Here is a 19,472-nt window from a genome sequence, read left to right on the forward strand (position 1 = left end):
GCTGAGTAAAAATAAGAGGCTGATTACCTCCCTGACGCATCAGAGCCTGTAAGCCCATTTTCCTAAGAGTATTCAGGGAAAGGTTGCCCGAAAGAATAGTTTGTGGAGTGACACAGGAGGGCGGTATTTAAGGAATGAGCTTAAGGAAAATATTTTAAATGGACGCATAATAAATATTATCCCCTCTGTTCAAAGGTTCTCCTTAAATCAATTCAATAAATTAGGTGAATAATCCCCAGCAATACATTCAATTAAACTATCTAATAAACAACGCTAAATTATTTAGCGAGTGAAGTCTGAATATTTCATTAATCACTAACCGTTAAGGAAATGTCGTATTATGATTTTAGTCAAAACTCAACGAATAATTTAAATTGTTCTTTGGACATTCCTCGCAATTGTCTAATAAATTGATACGATAAAAGTATTCTCATAAAGGAAAAAGACACATGGCTTACGAAGCTCAAATCAGCCGTAATAACCCTGCAGCATTTCTTTTCATTGTCGATCAGTCTGGTTCAATGTCCGATAAAATGTCTTCAGGTCGTAGTAAAGCGGAATTCGTCTCCGATGCGCTCAATCGAACTTTGATGAATCTCATCACTCGCTGTACTAAATCTGAAGGGGTGCGCGACTATTTTGAGATTGGGGTTTTAGGCTACGGTGCTCAAGGGGTTTCTAATGGTTTCAGCGGCCCATTGGGAGGGCAAGTCCTCAATCCAATTTCGGCCCTGGAACAACATCCAGCCAGAGTGGAAGATCGTAAACGGAAAATGGATGATGGAGCAGGCGGGATCATCGAAACAACAATTAAGTTTCCAGTATGGTTTGATCCTACCGCCAATGGCGGCACACCTATGCGTGAAGCGCTTACCAAAGCCGCCGAGGAATTGGTGACCTGGTGTGACTCTCATCCGGACTGCTATCCTCCTACAATTTTACATGTCACTGACGGTGAATCTAACGACGGAGATCCAGAAGAAATAGCCAATCATCTACGGCAAATTCGCACCAATGACGGTGAAGTTCTGATTCTTAATATCCACGTCAGTTCCCTCGGTAATGATCCAATAAGATTCCCCTCCTCCGATGCCGGTTTGCCAGACGCCTATGCTAAGTTGCTATTTCGCATGTCCAGCCCTCTTCCAGAGCATCTGGTACATTTCGCGCAAGAAAAAGGCCATCCTGTGGATATAGAATCTCGTGGATTTATGTTCAATGCTGAGGCTGCCGAGCTTGTCGATTTTTTCGACATCGGAACCCGGGCTTCTCAGTTACGCTGAGTCATAATGAAACTGGAATTCTCAGGAACCGTTCCCAAAGATCCTCTATGCCCTGAGGCAAACGAGGATAAATATGCCTTCTCCGGAGACGGGAGAAGGCTCGCTCTCTGCGATGGAGCAAGCGAGTCTTTCAATTCAAAGTTATGGGCAGATCTTCTTAGTCGTAAATTCATTACGGACACGGAGGTCAACCCTGATTGGATAACATCTGCTATGGCGGAATATTCTGCCGCACATGACTTCCCATCTATGTCCTGGTCCAAGCAAGCCGCATTCGAAAGAGGCAGTTTTGCGACACTAATAGGCATAAAGGAATTTGAAGAGCATCAGTCGGTAGAAATTCTTGCTGTAGGAGATAGCATTACGTTGCTGGTTGATGGCGAAAAATTGATTAGAGCATGGCCATTCGATAACCCAATCAAATTTAAAGAACGGCCAACATTGTTTGCCACGCTCCCTACTCATAATAATTTCGTTGGCGGAAATTGCTTCTGGACAATTCATGGGAAAAATTTTTACCTCGAAAAACTCATTCAGCCCAAACTTCTCTGCATGACCGATGCACTCGGCGAATGGACACTGACGCAAGCTCAGGCGAAGGGTTCTGGTTTTATTGAATTACTTTCGTTGCAAACAGAAGAGCAGCTTGTGGAATTAGTCTTGAGGGAACGTGCAGCAAAACGTATGCGTATCGACGACTCAACACTGCTAGTACTATCGTTTTAACGCGGAAAGAAAGATGCCTTACCCATCTCTTGAACAATACAACCAAGCATTTCAGCTACACAGTAAGCTGTTAAGCGATCCTGAATTAAAATCTGGCTCAGTCGCTACGACAGGATTGGGTATGCCTCTTGCAATCAGTGGTGGTTTCGCGCTGACCTATACGATCAGTTCGGGTGCTAAGAAATACGCCGTTCGTTGTTTTCATAGGGAATCCAAAGCATTAGAACGTCGCTATGAGGCTATCTCAAGGAAAATTGAGAGTCTTCATTCCCCTTATTTTCTCGACTTCCAGTTTCAACCCCAAGGTATCAAAGTCGAAGGTGTATCGTATCCTATTGTTAAAATGGCATGGGCGAAGGGAGAAACACTAGGAGAGTTTCTTGAGGTCAACAAGCACTCAGTACAAACAATGGCAAAACTATCTGCGTCGATAGAATCACTCGCCGCCTATCTCGAAAAAGAAAAAATTGCGCATGGTGATTTCCAGACCGGAAACCTGATGGTATCTGACGGTGGGGCAACCGTTCAGTTAATTGACTATGATGGAATGTATGTTGATGAGATTAAGACATTAGGCAGCGCAGAACTAGGGCATGTCAATTTTCAACACCCCTTGCGTAAAGCGACAAATCCGTTTAATCATACTCTGGATCGCTTTTCACTGATATTACTGTGGCTGGCCCTTAAAACCTTACAAGTCGCCCCATCCATTTGGGATAAATCAAATTCAGAGCTAGACGCAATAGTTTTTCGGGCTAATGACTTCGTTGATCCTGGTTCATCACCCATCTTAAGAATGTTAGCGGGTGTTCCACAACTCTCCGCCTTTATAAAGAATTTCGCGGCGATCTGCGCTTCAGAGATGGATAAAACGCCTTCACTAGCTGACTTTATTGTAGGCAGAAACATCCCCGTATCCCTGGCGATTATTAGCATGAATGGGGATATTCCAAGAAGCAGACTGAAACCTGGTTATATTAGCGCCTATACCGTCCTGTCAGCCCTGGATTACAGCGCTTGTCTTCAACGAGTTGGAGATAAAGTTGAAGTTATCGGTAGAATTATTGAGGTTAAACTTAATAAGGCTAAAAATGGAAAACCATATATCTTCGTTAATTTCGGTGACTGGCGGGGAAATATCTTTAAGATATCCATATGGAGTGAAGGCATTGATGCTTTACCTACCAAACCCAATACTTCATGGATCGGGAAATGGATTAGTGTAACCGGCCTTATGGAACCGCCTTACATCAATGAGAAATTCAACTATTCACATCTCTCAATTACGGTAACGACTGTTGGTCAAATCACAGTTCTTTCTGAAAAAGATGCCCACTGGCGTCTCGCAGGGCCGAGCTATATCCAACAAATGCCAAATTCTACAAAAAGCAATCAGGCAGCCCTGGAGCGTATCAAGGGAAAGAGGATCACCGTAACGCCTAAGTCAAAAAGCATCAGTGCTACATCAACGAACCAGGCGGTCCTTGATAAAATAAGAGCATCGGTACAACCTTCAGCAACGGTGAGAGCGCAAACGCAGCCTGTAGCGTCTGCTAAATCCTCGACACATTATGCAGCACGAACCAGACCAACGACTTCACAACAGATATCACAACACCAAAATATTCCAAGTAAGACCGTTACTTCGAATCAGCAAACATCTATGACGGACATAATAATTAAGGCTTTCAAAAAAATATTTGGATGATTGTATTATTCAACCAAGACATTCCATATACGTTACATAACAACACCCATCCTTCTATGGTTAACTGATTATGTGGAAATTACGACATAAGTCATATGCCGTATAGCCTAATATTCAGCACGAAGGAAACCCGTGTAGAATTATGGATTTCGCGAGCATCGACAGATATCAACACCATGGCACCGAATAGGCTGGAACAAAGCCGGGTATCTGTTGAAGAGGTATCAAGAAAACCACGGCTTCAACAGCTTGCTGCCGTACAGGCCGCTCACGTTGAGAAGCGCGACACCGTAATGGACGGCAGAGCAATGATTGCCGCTATGAGCCATGAAACCTGCGTCCGGATTGGCAGGTACGTAAAAATATTCGCGCAGGATTGAACATTCTGGTTAGCCAGACTCCACGTCGGTACAAGCCCCCCATAAAGCGCTGGGACGAATGAGTTAATTAAAAAACGGAAATTATTTTAAATCATGGGATGATGTCAGTTTTATGCTGGCTAAAACGTTGCCAGCCATATATACATTATCATCATGCAAGAGGTGCAATCATGAGTAAATACAATGAAATACAGCGTCAGTTAGATGAAGTAAGTCCAATCCCAAAAGGAATTCCTAAAGTATACCTTTTAGGGGATACTGGAGCAGGAAAAACAACGTTTATTCGAAGAATATTAGGAACTGAAAATACCAAATTCCCGACTACCAGACAAAGCAGAACAACCGTTGCACCTACTGAGTATGTAATATGTAACTCATCCAGCTATGAATTAACAATTTTGTTAAAATCTTTTAATGAAATTAATGGATATGTCAGAGAAATTTTAAAAGAGGCATTTGAAAAGTCATTAAAAGGTGAGGATGTACTCAGAAGTTTACGTCAAACAAATGATCAGCGATTTCGTTTATACTATCTTCTTGATCCCCGTGATATTACAAACTTTTCGGCAGAAGTGATTTCACTTACACCACTTCTTTCTGAGAAAATAAATGAGCTAAAAGAAATTTTCAACGACGATATAACAGATCAAGATGATTATATCAGTTTTGCTATTGATGAACTAAATGATAAAATTGAATGCATTCAAAATAACATTATGGATCTCATTCAGAAGAATGTAATGTCTATTTGTGATGGAAGTAGGTTAAGCAATGAGTCACAAGTATATAAATTTACTTCAACTGAAAAAGAAGACTTCATCAAAAAATGCAAAAAAACATTATCCAGTGATAAAGAATCTATATCTCCTGTTGTCGAGTATGCAAGGTTGAGTGGAGAACTCAAATCTGAATGGGTGAGCAATAGTGCAGAAATAGTTATCATTGATGGTGAAGGCATTGGGCATAATACAAAAGAAACGGCGCAATTAGACTCCAGACATTATGATTTCTTTTATGATGTCAATTCAATATTACTTATCGAAGAATCAAAAAAACCTTTTATTGCTGGAGGTAAAAATGCATTGAAAAGTATTTTCCAGCGTGGGTATGGCGAGAAATTAAAGTTGATATTCACTAAACTGGATGAAGTTATACCTTATGATTCAGACGAGCCAACAGATGATGACCGGATCGATTATGTAAAAGATGGTCTCAATAACGTGCTGGACGCATTAAAAAAAGAAGATGTAAAGTGTAACATTGATATTGGTGATATTTATTTCATCGGGGATCTCGATAAAGCCGATCGTAACGAGCGGCTTGAATTGGCTTTCAACTCCATATTTGAAAACACAGTCTCCACGATAAATAATGACGAAGTGTTCATTGAGCCAAGGTATGACTTTGAGTTATTAGCACTGCATATCAATGCTACTGCTAATGATTTTAAAACACATTATGAAAGACTATTAGACAGAGAACATTGGAAAACAATAGAAGCATTCAATCGTCGTATGTATTCAAATATAGATGGATTTAGAATGTTTATGCCTATTACTGATTTTGAGGAAACCGTAAGCAAATATATTGGGGGATTTTTAACTTCGCCAGTAGGTTGGAAATATGAAGCAATTGATAATTTGAAGCAAAAAAGCATTAATAAAATCAAGAGAGAATTCAACAAGCTCATTCTTAGTTTCATTCGCAACAAGTTAATTACTGAACCGTATGAAAAATGGAAAGAATCCTATTTTCTAGCTGGTACCGGTTCAACTATTAGCAGGAAACGGGATATAACGACCATTTTTAGCAATGCAGTCATTGATGCCTCTCAAGCTGAGCAATTTAAAGTATTCAAGGATCAAATTAAGGATATTGTTGTCAAATCAATAGAGAAGTGTAAATGAATTTAGTTATATAGAATAGTCCCGGATAATATCCGGGACTGACACTCTGACAGACGCAATTATGAACTTAGTCGTTAGAATACTTATGATTATTTAAGGGAAATAACTATGCCTTTAGATTTAAGTAACACGTTGGTTATTGGCATTAGCGCAACGGCACTTTTTGACATGAGCGAATCTGATCGTATGTTTCGCGAAACCTATGCTACCGATCCCGATAGCGCCATTGAAAAGTATCGTGCCTACATGCTGGAACACGAAAACCAGCCTTTACAGCCCGGGACAGGTTATCCCTTGGTTAAAGCGCTTCTGGGGCTGAATCAGTATCGCCAACCCGATGATAAATCACCGTTGGTTGAGGTTGTTGTCATGTCGCGTAACAGCCCTGATACGGGTATCCGCGTTTTGAATACCATTCGCCATGACAAACTCGACATTACACGTTCAGCTTTTACCGCTGGTGAAACCGTTGCCGATTACCTTGATGCTTTTGATGTTGATCTGTTTTTAACCACTAATGTCGAAGACGCGCAAAAGGTTATTGACTCCCGATATTGCGCCGCCGCTATATTGAAAGAGCCTCCAGCAGATGCCTCTGATATCCCAGAAGAGCAAGTGCGTATTGCTTTTGACGGCGATGCTGTCCTTTTTTCCGATCAAAGCGAGCTAGTTTATAAAACTCAAGGGATGGCCGCTTTTCATGCTCGGGAAGACGCGCAGCAGGATATCCCTATGGAGGAGGGCCCCTATGCCACCCTGCTTAAAAAAATAGCCAAGCTTCAGGAACGACTACCGATCCGCGTTGAGTATTCTCCCGTCCGTATCGCGCTGGTGACGGCCAGAAACAGCCCATCAGAAATGCGCGTCATTAAGACACTGAGAAGCTGGGGGGTATATGTCGACGAGGCTTTTTTTCTTGGTGGTGTAGAGAAAACGAAAGTCCTGAAGGCCTTTAAACCGCATATTTTCTTTGATGACCAGGATGTACATTTGGTTGCTGCTGCAAAAGTTGTTCCTTCTGGTAAGGTTCCTTATGCTAGCAATTCCGAGCTTTTTAAAAAGGAAGCATTGTAAAAATCGACAACAAATAGCCACCCAGCAGCAAAGATGGCTATTTGTCTATTTTTACTGTCTTCCTACAGTTCTTAGCGTATGACGGCTAAATAACCCGATTAATACTTGCCTTACTGATTGGCTTGTAGTGACCGCTCCTGCCGATTCAGTTGCGATAGTCCCTGTAGCAGGTATTATTTTGCGTACAGCATTCCAAATCTGAACTTTTGCCTGAGCATTTTGCTCCATGGCCGCAATCTCTTCCGAGGGCTTCATGACTAACACTAACTTTTCTCAAACGGCTGCGTTTATCTGGTCGGTGGCCGATCTATTGCGCGGTGATTTCAAACAGTCTCAGTACGGGCGCGTGATCCTACCTTTTACGCTGCTGCGTCGTCTTGAGTGTGTGTTGGCGGAGACAAAAGATGCGGTGGTGGCGAAATATGATGAATTAAAAACCAGCCCACTGCCGAAAGATGCCAAAGAGAAGTTTCTGCTGCGCGCAAGCACGCTTTCCTTCTTCAACACCTCGAAGATGGATCTGGGCAAGATGGGTCAGAACGACATCAAAGCCAACCTGGAAAGCTACGTACAGGCATTTTCACCGGATGCACGTGAAATCTTCGAGCACTTCAAATTCAGCGAGTTTGTCGGCCTGCTGGAGGATGCCAACCTGCTGTTCAAAGTGGTGAAGAAATTCGCCACTACCGACCTTAGCCCAAAAGCGATTTCCAACTATGAGATGGGACTGGTGTTTGAAGAGCTCATCCGTCGTTTCGCTGAAAGCTCCAACGAGACCGCCGGTGAGCACTTCACCCCACGCGATATCGTGCGTCTGACTACTTCGCTGGTGTTTATGGAAGATGATGAAGCCCTGACGCAGCCCGGTATCATCCGCACCATTTATGACCCGACGGCCGGGACCGGCGGCTTCCTCTCTTCAAGTATGGAATATGTGCACGAACTGAACCCTAATGCGGTGATGCGTGCCTTTGGCCAGGAGCTGAACCCGGAATCCTACGCAATCTGTAAAGCCGACATGCTGATCAAAGGTCAGGACGTCAGCCGTATTAAGTTGGGTAACACCCTCTCTAACGACCAGTTGCCGCTGGATCAGTTCGACTACATGCTCTCTAACCCACCGTTTGGCGTGGACTGGAAAAAGATTGAGGGTGAAATTAACGACGAACATACGCAGAAAGGTTTTAACGGCCGCTTTGGCCCGGGCCTGCCGCGTGTATCCGACGGCTCGCTGCTGTTCCTGATGCACCTGATCAGCAAAATGCGCGAAAACCACAACGTGGATGGCACCGTGAGCAACGGCGGGCGTATCGGGATTATCCTTAACGGTTCCCCACTGTTTACCGGTGGTGCGGGCAGCGGTGAGAGTGAAATTCGTCGCTATATTCTGGAGGCCGATTTGTTGGAAGGTATCGTCGCGCTACCAACGGACATGTTCTACAACACCGGCATTGCCACCTACGTCTGGATCCTCTCCAACAAGAAAGCGCCTGAGCGTAAAGGTAAAGTGCAGCTGATTGATGGCACCAACCTGTGCGGTAAGATGCGTAAATCACTGGGTTCCAAGCGTAACCTGATGGGCGATGACGATATCAAACTGATCACCCAAACCTTCGGCGATTTTAAGGTGGTGGATGCCACAAGCCAGGAAGAGCTGGGGCTGGAAAAAGCCGCCGAGCAAAAATCCAGCCGCGGTCGTCAGCCAGCAACGGCCAAAACCGAAGCGCCGAAAACCTTCGCCAGCAAAATCTTTAACAGCACCGACTTTGGCTATCGCCGCCTGACCATTGAGCGCCCGCTGCGGTTATCCGCTCAGGTGACGGATGAGGCGATTGCGACACTGCGCTTTGCGCCGAAGCCGTTTAACGCGCCGATGGAACGCCTGTATGACGAGTTTGCGGCCCAGTGGCAGGCGGATAACTACGGTGATTTCTCCGAATTGGAAGCAGAAGCGCGCGCCATTATCAAAGCCGAATTTGCCGAGCTGAAAGAGAAGCAGATTAAAGACCTGCTCGACAGCAAACTGTGGCTGGCGCAGCGCGGATTGCTGGAAAAAGCGCAGCATATACAGACGGCTCTGGGTACGCAGGCGGGTGGCAAAACGCTGGTGAGCAATGACTTCAACCAGTTCCTGCTGACCCTGAAAGGGGCCATCAAAACCGCTGGCGTGAAGCTGGATGCGAAAGAGAACAAGCAGTTTATCGATGCTATCACCACCAAAAACTCGGATGCCGAGCCGGTGGTGAAGAAGGTGCTGAAAGAAGCCGCTCAGCCACTGTACGGTGCGTTTGAATACAAAGGCAAGGTTGTTGAGTTTGAACAGGATGGTGAGTTACGCGATAACGAGAACGTGCCGCTGAACCCGGCAGTGTCTACCAGCGACCTGATTGAAAACTACTTCAAAGCGGAAGTGTTGCCGCATGTGAATGACGCGTGGATCAACGCCGATAAGCGCGATGCCAAAGATGGTGAAGTGGGGATTGTCGGTTACGAAATACCGTTTAACCGCCATTTCTACGTCTATCAGCCGCCGCGCCCGCTATCCGAGATTGATGCCGATCTGGATGCGGTGAGCGCCGAGATTATGAAGCTGCTGCAGGAGGTACATTCCTGATGGCTAAGTATAAGGCATATCCAGAGTATAAGGATTCTGGGGTTGAGTGGTTGGGGAGGGTCCCCAGTCATTGGGAAATATTATCGGCAAAACGCATGTTTCAAAGCGTGCGTACACCAGCATATAAAAGTGATGAGCAGCTCGCAGCAAGCCAAAAGTATGGGGTAATTCCCCAATCCTTAATGATGCAACTAAATGACTCAAAAGTGATGCTTGCATTAAAAGGGACGGAATCATTCAGACATGTAGAAGCTAATAATTTTGTTATTAGTCTGCGTAGTTTTGAGGGCGGCATTGAATATAGTCAGTACACTGGCTGTGTATCGCCCGCATATACTGTATTGAAAAACTCCAAACCGATCAGCTATGGTTACTATCGCTATCTTTTGAAATGCACGCCTTTTATTGCTGCATTACAGTCGTCGACAGATAGCTTAAGAGATGGAAAATCAATTAACTATGAGCAGTTCAGCGCACTCAGCCTCCCATTATCTTCGGTTCAAGAACAAAATGTAATCGCTGCTTTCCTCGATCACGAAACAGCGAAAATCGATAACCTGATCGAGAAACAACAGCAACTAATTGAACTATTGAAAGAAAAACGTCAGGCAGTGATTAGCTATGCCGTTACCAAAGGGCTAAACCCTGATGTGCCGATGAAAGATTCTGGTGTTGAGTGGTTGGGGGAAGTGCCGGAACACTGGAAAATTAAGCGTTGTAAAAATCTTTTTAACTTTGTGACAAGCGGATCTCGTGGTTGGGCTGGGTTTTATTCTGATGAGGGGGATTTATTCTTTAGAATTGCAAATCTTACACGAGATAGTATTAACCCTAAACTTGATTCAATCCAATATGTCACCCCTCCCAAAGGAAGTGAGGGAGAACGCTCAAAAATTAAAGAAAACGATTTATTAATTTCGATTACCGCTGACTTAGGTTCTGTTTGTGCAGCAGATGGATCAATTTCTGGAGGATATGTTAGTCAGCATGTTTCACTATGTAGACCTAGTAGATTAGTCGCATCTTCGCGTTGGTTAGCTTATTTTGTGCTCTCAGACACTGCGAAAGAACAACTCCAAGGCGCTGGCTACGGAGGTACTAAAGTTCAATTAAGCTTAGAGGATATTCGAGACCTTTTTGTTGCTTATCCACCCAAAAGTGAACAGATAAAAATAGCATCTTATTTAGATGAGAGATTATCTGATTTAGATGGTTTGGATCATCGTGCGCACAATTTAATAGAACTTTTAAGGGAACGCCGCACTGCCCTCATTTCCGCCGCCGTCACCGGTAAAATCGACGTCCGCGATTGGGTTGCCCCTGGCAAGCAGGACGTTGAGGCATCACAGGAGGCCACCGCATGAGCATGGACAGCACCAAAGAGCTGATTTTCCAGAATGAAATGATTGCTCAGATGGACGCAAGAGGTTGGATTTGTGGCAAAACGGACAGCTACGATCGCGAACGTGCGCTTTACTCCCAGGATGCTCTGACCTTTGTGCAGACCACACAGCCGCAGGAGTGGGAGAAGTTTGCTAAAATTTATCCTACCGATACCGAGCGTCATTTCCTCGATGCGCTGGTGGCGCAACTAAAAAAAGCGGACATCAACGCCACCGATGTGCTTTCGCGCACTTATGGCACACTCGGCGTGCTGCGTCATGGTATCAAAAGCCATAATGCGCGTTTTTCCCTGTGCCAGTTTAAGCCGGAACATAACCTCAACCCGGAAACCCTGGCGCGCTACAAACAGAATATCTGCCGTATCGTGCCGGAGCTGGTTTACAGCCCGCATGCGTCGAACGCCGCCTTTGAAGAAACGGGCGTAAAGGCGAAGAAATGGCGTATCGACCTGGTGTTGTTCGTTAATGGCCTGCCGATCGCAACCCTGGAGCTGAAGTCTGAATTTAAGCAGACGGTGCAAAACGCCATTACGCAATATAAGAAAACGCGTTTGCCGAAAGATCCCGGCACCAATAAGCTGGAGCCGCTGCTAGCCTTCAAACGCGGCGCGCTGGTGCACTTTGCTGTCAGCCAGTACGAAGTGTTTATGGCGACCAAACTCGAGGGCGATAAAACCTTCTTCCTGCCGTTTAACAAAGGCACCCATGACGGCGGCGCGGGGAATGATATCCCGGAAGATGCCAATGACTACGCCACCAGCTACCTGTGGAATGAGGTGCTGCTGCCGGACAATCTGCTGAAAATTCTCTCCAGTTTTGTGCATCTGCAAATCGTAGAAAAAGAAGATGCCATTGGCCTGAAGTACAAAAGCGAGAGCCTGATTTTCCCGCGCTATCATCAGTGGGATGTGGTGAACAAACTGATCACCGCCGCCACGGTGGAAGGTACCGGCAATAAATACCTGATCCAGCACAGCGCGGGGTCGGGCAAATCGAACTCTATCGCCTGGACAGCCCACCAGCTTTCCCGCCTGTACGATGAAAATGGCGAGAAGCAGTTCCACTCAGTGATTGTGGTGACGGACCGCACCGTGCTGGACGATCAGCTGCAGGACACCATCTATCAGTTTGAGCATCAGGATGGCGTGGTCGGGCGGATCAATAACAAAGAAGGCGACGGCTCTAAATCAGAGAAGCTGGCAAGCGCGCTGGAAAACTCGCAGCCGATTATCATTGTCACCATCCAGACCTTCCCGTTTGTCCTGAAGGCGATTGAAAACAGCGTCAGCCTCAAGCAACGTAAATACGCAGTGATTGCCGATGAAGCGCACTCCTCGCAGAGTGGTTCTACAGCGCGTCAGTTGAAAGAAGTGTTGATGACCGAAGAGGCGAATGACGATGTGGAGATGTCTTCAGAAGATATTCTGGATGCCACCGTCGCCGCGCGTAAAGGCAGCAACAACCTCAACTATTACGCCTTCACCGCTACGCCGAAAGCCAAAACGCTGGAGCTGTTTGGCCGTCGCCCTAATCCACAGGAACCGGCATCGAAAACGAACAAACCGGAAGCGTTCCACGTTTACTCCATGCGTCAGGCCATCGAAGAAGGCTTTATTCTTGATGTATTGAAGAACTACACCAACTACAAAGTGGCGTACAAGCTGCTGCAAAAGCTCGACGATCCTGACCGGGAAGTGGACAGCAAAAAAGCTAAAATCAAACTGAACCAGTGGGTCTCGCTGCACGATCATAACGTGTCGCAGAAGGTGAAGGTGATTGTTGAGCATTTCCGCAAGCACGTGATGCATTTACTGGCTGGCCAGGCGAAAGCGATGGTGGTGACCAGTTCGCGTAAGGCGGCAGTGCGTTACAAGCTGGCGTTCGATAAATACATCGCCGAGCAAAAATACGACAAGATCAGCGCGATGGTGGCGTTCTCCGGGGAAGTGGAATTCCACGAAGATGACCACAACAGCCTTGCGCTGCTCAACCAGAAATTCACCGAGATCACTATGAATCCAGGCCTGAAAGGCCGGGATATGCGTAAAGCGTTTGATACCGATGACTACCAGGTGATGCTGGTGGCCAACAAATTCCAGACCGGTTTTGATCAGCCCAAGCTGTGTGCCATGTATGTGGATAAAAAGCTGGGCGGCGTGGAGTGCGTACAGACACTGTCGCGGCTAAACCGTACCTATCCGGGGAAGGTGCAGTCCGGCACCTTTGTGCTCGATTTCTACAACGAACCCGAAGATATTTTGGGGGCTTTCCAGCCGTACTACCAGACCGCGGAACTGACTGATGTCAGCGATCCACAGTTAGTCTTTGAGCTTTATGAAAAACTGCGTACCAGCGGCATTTTCCTGTGGAACGAAGTGGAGCAGTTCTGCGAGGCGTTCTTCAGCAAAAATAAATCCAACGCGGTTATTAGCAATATTTGCAAACCTGCGGTGGAGCGCTGGAAGCATCGCTACACCTCGGCGATTGAGGCATATGTGCTGGCCAAAGAGATGTTTGAACGCACTAAAAAAACCGGCGATGTTGTGCTGATCACCAATGCGGAAAACACCTTTAAGGACTGCGAGAAAGAAAAAAGTAAGCTGGATATCTTCAAGAAAGATCTCGGCAGCTTTGTCCGTTTTTACGAGTTTATGTCGCAAATCGTCGATTACGATGACAAGAACCTGGAAAAGCTGAGCCTGTTTGCCCGCCACCTGCGTCCACTGCTACATGAACAACGAGTGGAAGAAGATGAGATTGATTTAAGCAACGTGGAGATGAGCCATTATCGCCTGTCGAAACTTCACGAACAACACCTGAAGCTACAGGAAGATGCAGCGGAATACAAAATCACCCCAGGGAATAATGTTGGAACGGCCAAGCCGAAGGATAAGAAAGAAGAGTTTCTATCTAATATCCTGGCGCGCCTTAATGAGCTGTTTGTCACCGATAATCTCACCGATAAAGACATGATCAACTATGCCTTTGCGGTGCGCGACAAACTGTCAGAAAACCAGGCGGTGATGACCCAGATTGCGAACAACACGCGTGAACAGGCGATGCTGGGTGATTTCCCGAAAGCCATTGACGATGCCGTGATGGACAGCAACGACGCCCAGCAGGAGATGATGGTGCAATATCTCTCTAACCCTGAGCTAGCGAAAGGCTTTGCCCGCGTGGTGTTTGATATGTTGAAAGGGGCTTAGCGCTTTTTCATCAAGGAGTGGTGTAGGAATGCTGAATTCTTTCGAGATATACCAGGCATTGAATGAATTGGGTTACCGGCTTGAGGCTGGAAACTTCGAGCCAAGCTATGCTTCTGAACATCCGCTCGGGAATGGAAAGTATCTGTATGTCAAACGCGGTCGGGACGGCGTAGTTAACGAGAGCCCATTGGTTCTTGCACCAGAAACCCTTACCTTAAAAGCGGAAATTGATCGCATTGCGGGTATCCACTGCCTTTGGGAAAAAGTAAAAAGCACCAGCTACCGCCGTTACCCGAAAGATAATGGTACGTCCCAATATGGTTTTGCGGCAGATGTTGAATCAATTGAAGCGTTACAGGCGCTGGTAGCTTTGCTGGGAGGCCAACCATCTATAACTCCCCAACCGGGACTAAAAAGAGACAACGAAAACAAGGAGCAATCGTTCATGTATCCCTTAAACCAGATTCTCTTCGGGCCACCCGGCACGGGTAAAACCTACAGTACCACTGAAATGGCGGTCAAAATTGCCGATGATACCTGGTACCAACAGGCTACACGGGAACATCATGGTAATGACTTACGGGAATTGGTAAAAGAACGCTATAGGGCGTTGGTAGAAAAGCAGCGCATTATGTTTACCACCTTCCACCAGAGCTTCTCCTATGAAGACTTTATCGAAGGGATCCGCGCGACTACTGATGAAAAATCGGGCACGCTTCGCTACGAAGTGGTCGATGGTATTTTTAAACAGCTGTGCCTGAATGCTGAAGTTAAAACGCGCGGTAGTTCAACCCAGTCATTGTCCTTGAATGGGAGACGGATTTGGAAAATGTCTCTTGGAAATACGCTTGACGGTGAAGATTATATTTTCGATGAATGCCTTGCGAATAATTATATTCTATTAGGTTGGGGAGATAATCTTGATTTTAGTGGCTGCACGACAGCGGCTGATGTCCGATTGCGCATAGATGGAGCGAGTGATAGCCTGGTTGAGCGAAGCGAATACATGCTGACTGCGGTTAATATGTTTAAAAACATCATGAAAAATGGTGATTTAGTTATTATTTCCGACGGTAATCATAAATTTAGGGCCATTGCCGAGATCGCTGGCGATTATCAATATCTGCCCAATGATGAACGCGTAGGCTATCATCAAATGCGTAAGGTCAACTGGCTACGAACCTACTCGCCGAGCTTACCGAAAGAACAGCTGTTTTTAAAAGCACTTTCACAGATGACACTGTATGAGTTGAGGGACACCTCAATTGATCGGGAAAAACTGTCACAACTACTTGCTCCGGTTGAAACAACTGACAATCAAGCATTGCCGCACGTACTCATCATCGATGAAATAAATCGTGGTAATATTGCCCGCATCTTCGGTGAATTAATTACTCTGTTGGAACCCGATAAACGATCGGGTGCCGAAGATGCCCGTACCTTAGTGTTACCGTATTCTAAACAGCTGTTTTCCGTGCCCAGGAATGTCTATGTGATTGGCACTATGAATACGGCTGATAAGTCGTTAGTTCAAATGGATCTGGCGTTAAGACGCCGCTTTAGCTTTACCGAAATGCCTGCACAACCGGAGTTGCTCGCCGGGGTCACTGCGTTTGGCGTTGATGCCGCACTGTTGCTAACGCGTATTAATCAGCGTATCGAAGCGCTGCTAGATAGTGAGCATATGATTGGCCATGCTTACTTTATGCCGCTAATGAGATTAGAAAATTCCGCCGACCGCGAAACCTGTCTTGCCAGCATCTTTCAGAACAAAATCATTCCATTACTGAGAGAGTATTTCTTTGATGATTATGAACGCATTGGATGGGTGCTTAATGATTCGGTGAAAGCGAAAGAATATCGTTTTATCCTGTTGCAACAGTCAGCACAACTGCCATCTTTTTCTGCACTATTCCCGAAAGATATTGCTGATAGTTTGTCTGATAGGCGTTTTCGTATCAATGAACAAGCTTTCGCGTCGGCAGAAGCTTATCAGGGTATTGTCGCATGATGATCCAGGTCCGGGAATATGCCCTGCTTACCTGTGATAAATCTCAACCAGCCAGTATGGATTTGGGGATTGTCTCTGAGGCAACGTTTTCCTGGCTTGAGCAATTACAACAAACGTGGAGTGGAACTTCTCACATTCTCAGCCGAGAAGGGAAGCGGTTTTTGCGTTTGGGAAGCTATGTCGGTTATCTACAATCCCCGAATGGCGAGTCAATTGAAATTCTGCCAAAAACCACATTTGAAGCGCCAACTGAGGTAGTCCCTCTACGTCAGCTTTTGCGCCGAATGCTAAGCGTTTCTTTAAGTATTACGCCCCGTGAGGCGAACCAGGCGGCATTGCAATATAGTGACCAGCCTCTACATGAATGGATAATAAGTGAGTTCTTGCGGCATCTTGCTGATTTAGTGCGTAAAGGACTGCGTTTCGATTATCACCTCATCGAGGACGAACATAGCGCGTTTATCCGTGGTCAACTGAATGTCACTGCGCAAATGAGAATGCCTCCGGGCAGAGGCACTCATTTTCATGTGCGTTATGCCGAGTTCTCCCCTCAGCGCATCGAGAACCGTCTGCTACGGACAGCTTTGGATTGGGCGCTTAAAATGACCAGGCAAGGGCAAAACTGGAGGCAGGCAAATTCTTTAAGCCATCAACTGGATGACATAGCCCCAATTTGTGGCAGCACAACGCAACCAATGAGGCAATGGAGTGACGGCAAATATCTCCTCGGCTATCGCGCTATAAAGCCGTGGTGCCAGCTCATTCTTGAACAGATGAATCCAGATTTTCAACATGGGTCACATCAGGGTATTTCCCTGCTGTTCCCTATGGAGAAGTTATATGAGGGATGGGTTGGCTACGGCCTGGCTGGTGCGTTACATCACGATTATCAGCTCATAAGACAGACCAGGAGCCAGCACTTGTTAGAGCATGTTCCTGTTGGTGAAAAGTCATCTCAACGATGGTTCATGCTTAAGCCAGATTTTATTATAACCGGCGGGCAGACGTTGGTTCTTGATGCTAAATGGAAACTATTAGATAGCAGAGCCGATGACAGTCTGAGGAAGTATGAAATCAGCCAGTCGGATCTGTATCAGATGTTCGCCTATGGACAAAAGTATATTCATGGGAAAGGAAATATGATGCTTATTTATCCACATCACCTGTACTTTGATGTACCGCTACCGGTGTTTCGTTTCGATGAACATTTATCTTTATGGTGTGTGCCCTTTGATCTTGAATCGGGTAGATTAGTGAAAGGTGATTGGCAAGGTTCTTTCCCCTGTTTTCCCTGTGAAAAGGCTGTAACAGTCTCATAGCAGCTAAACAAATAACCATGTGTTTATTGAGCGTTAAAACAGCAAGGGAGCAGCAATCATGATTTATAAAGATTTTTACCATTTGATGTTGGAGTCTTTTTCCCAACCAGTTGAGCTTTTCACCGAGTCAAGGAATGTACCTTTTACTCTCTATGTTGAAGAACAAAAACTATTTGTTCGAAATGGAAAAGATAATACCAGCCGTATTGGCCCCAAAGAAGTCGCAGCATTTGTTGAGCGGTTTGAAGAAAATGAAAGCTTGGCTGCTAAAGACTATCAGGATGTGACATTCAAAGCCTCCTACTTATTGGCTGCAATGAAATATATCACTATAAAAAACTCACTGAATAATGATAATAAATAGTCATCTTTACCGCTGGGTGGTCATTTGTAAAACCCACCCAAACGTTCCCTCCATCACTGACCCATACTTTCTACCTTCCCCAACTCACCGATTTAAATCGCATACCACCGCATCATATTTCTACGCGCAACAGCGTAATAACCATAATAATATGTTATTGATTGACTTGCGGAGTTTCCCCCATCAATACGGCGCAACAAAAAGAATTAACTCGTTGATATTTATGCGATTTAACTATACGAGTTTGTAATATGGTATGAAATCGATATGACGAAGTTCAGTTCACCATATCAATCAGCGCGTTGAAGTGAGTATATGACTCAATAACATAATCCATGGATGCTTTACCGCGGATCTCGAAAAAATCATTAGCGAAGTAGTAGGCAAATACGGGCATACCATTTTCACCAATCAAACACGTTAGGATTCGAACTATATGACTAAACCTAAAGAAGCCACGCCTTCTTGGGGTAGACGCCGATGGATCGCCAGAAGAGTCTTCATTTCTCGTAAAACAAACTGTGGCATCCACCTACACTGCAATTCAAAATCAAACCGTTCGTTGTTGGCGTTCCCTTCTGGCGTCATTAGACCATTTAAGATCAGTTCATTATAAAGCCATTCATCCAAATGCAAGCTGATACCGTAATCACTAAGCAGCTTACACTGCAACTGATGGGCGATTTTTAAGCCCGCTACATCCAGATCGCCAAAATAAAGTAGCTGTTTTACCTGTTCGACCTCAAGGAGTTGTGACACGCACTCCGCCTGGCCGGACACTTTGTTACCTGCGCCGTAAATGACCAGTGACCAGCGAGTCTGAACTCGATTAAGTTGACATAGTCGATAATACACATCGGAGTTTTCAACAATGATAGCCGGAAGATCATGGCAACATGATGACTCATAAGGTAAAGGCGGTGCACATCGAACCGCGCCCATATCAGCCAAAGTCAGAGCGACATGCTTCCAGCCATCAGGTGGCAAGGAGTCCAGCGCTTTTTCGTCACCAAATATAAGCAGAGACCGCTCACGATGCCCAAGCAAGCCCGGGAATAGTGACTTGTCGCCCTCGGTTTGGCGAAAAAGATATGTATTCAGCTGTTGTAAGCGTGCCTTGATTGGCTGGGTCAGTTGTCCTGTAATACGTCGGGCCAACCAAGGATGCCAGGCTATTTCTGATGTTGTCTTCGTAGGAACGATGGCACCTTCGTAAACAAAAGCACTTGGCAGGCTCATACCCCGCCAGTAGCGCTGCCAACTCGCTTTGTGCTTAGGCTGAGCCCGCCAGTCCCTCTCAAGCAATAGAGTAACAGCCTGGCTCAGCAAATCAGGCGCCTCCTGGCTCAAGGCCTCTTGATTGTGTGCGCGTAATACCTCATCCAGCACCGCATTAGCTTTCACTGTACGGGCGGCCTTACCAGCGGCAAGACGATGTTTATTGGCTGTCGACTCCAGTCGGGATAGCCAGATCATT

At 45.7% G+C, this 19,472-nt stretch carries 12 protein-coding genes; 11 read left to right on the forward strand and 1 reads right to left on the reverse strand.

All coding sequences use genetic code 11. From position 1 onward, the window contains the following. Window positions 1–449: 449 nt before the first annotated feature. The 11 genes from PGS10_RS14945 (at window position 450) to PGS10_RS14995 (ending at window position 17,995) form a co-directional block, all read left to right on the forward strand. On the forward strand, window positions 450–1,283 hold the full coding sequence (locus PGS10_RS14945) for a TerY-P anti-phage system-associated VWA domain-containing protein (RefSeq protein ID WP_047046130.1): 834 nt from the start codon (window positions 450–452) through the stop codon (window positions 1,281–1,283). 6 nt (window positions 1,284–1,289) lie between these two features. After that, complete coding sequence (locus PGS10_RS14950; RefSeq protein ID WP_047046132.1) at window positions 1,290–2,009, forward strand: hypothetical protein; 720 nt, start codon at window positions 1,290–1,292, stop codon at window positions 2,007–2,009. A gap of 13 nt (window positions 2,010–2,022) precedes the next feature. Then, the gene (locus PGS10_RS14955) at window positions 2,023–3,717 is read left to right on the forward strand and encodes a serine/threonine protein kinase (RefSeq protein WP_316423188.1); all 1,695 of its coding nucleotides are present in this window, start codon (window positions 2,023–2,025) and stop codon (window positions 3,715–3,717) included. A gap of 550 nt (window positions 3,718–4,267) precedes the next feature. Further along, window positions 4,268–6,004, forward strand: a complete 1,737-nt coding sequence (locus PGS10_RS14960) for a hypothetical protein (RefSeq protein WP_316423189.1) — start codon at window positions 4,268–4,270, stop codon at window positions 6,002–6,004. A 108-nt stretch (window positions 6,005–6,112) separates the two neighbouring features. After that, a complete protein-coding gene (locus tag PGS10_RS14965) occupies window positions 6,113–7,078 on the forward strand; it encodes a 5'-nucleotidase (RefSeq protein WP_316423190.1) in 966 nt (321 codons plus the stop codon). Between the two features lie 253 nt (window positions 7,079–7,331). Next, window positions 7,332–9,692, forward strand: a complete 2,361-nt coding sequence (locus tag PGS10_RS14970; protein ID WP_316423191.1) for a type I restriction-modification system subunit M — start codon at window positions 7,332–7,334, stop codon at window positions 9,690–9,692. Continuing rightward, the gene (locus PGS10_RS14975; protein ID WP_316423192.1) at window positions 9,692–11,056 is read left to right on the forward strand and encodes a restriction endonuclease subunit S; all 1,365 of its coding nucleotides are present in this window, start codon (window positions 9,692–9,694) and stop codon (window positions 11,054–11,056) included. The genes PGS10_RS14970 and PGS10_RS14975 overlap by 1 nt, the downstream gene beginning before the upstream one ends. Continuing rightward, entirely contained in the window at window positions 11,053–14,301 is a 3,249-nt protein-coding gene (locus PGS10_RS14980) for a type I restriction endonuclease subunit R (protein ID WP_316423193.1), read from the forward strand. Before PGS10_RS14975 ends, PGS10_RS14980 begins: the two co-directional genes overlap by 4 nt. A 28-nt stretch (window positions 14,302–14,329) precedes the next feature. Continuing rightward, window positions 14,330–16,312 carry an AAA family ATPase gene (locus PGS10_RS14985; protein ID WP_316423194.1) on the forward strand — a complete coding sequence of 661 codons (1,983 nt, stop codon included), beginning with the start codon at window positions 14,330–14,332 and terminating at the stop codon, window positions 16,310–16,312. Continuing rightward, window positions 16,309–17,631 carry an McrC family protein gene (locus PGS10_RS14990; RefSeq protein WP_047046152.1) on the forward strand — a complete coding sequence of 441 codons (1,323 nt, stop codon included), beginning with the start codon at window positions 16,309–16,311 and terminating at the stop codon, window positions 17,629–17,631. Before PGS10_RS14985 ends, PGS10_RS14990 begins: the two co-directional genes overlap by 4 nt. 58 nt (window positions 17,632–17,689) lie before the next feature. Beyond that, complete coding sequence (locus PGS10_RS14995) at window positions 17,690–17,995, forward strand: hypothetical protein (RefSeq protein ID WP_047046156.1); 306 nt, start codon at window positions 17,690–17,692, stop codon at window positions 17,993–17,995. 432 nt (window positions 17,996–18,427) lie between these two features. Here PGS10_RS14995 and PGS10_RS15005 read toward each other — a convergent pair whose 3' ends face one another. After that, window positions 18,428–19,471 carry a Wadjet anti-phage system protein JetD domain-containing protein gene (locus tag PGS10_RS15005; RefSeq protein WP_047046159.1) on the reverse strand — a complete coding sequence of 348 codons (1,044 nt, stop codon included), beginning with the start codon at window positions 19,469–19,471 and terminating at the stop codon, window positions 18,428–18,430. Window position 19,472: the final 1 nt, after the last annotated feature.

Source organism: Klebsiella sp. 141153 (assembly GCF_032601995.1).
Lineage (GTDB): Bacteria > Pseudomonadota > Gammaproteobacteria > Enterobacterales > Enterobacteriaceae > Klebsiella > Klebsiella aerogenes.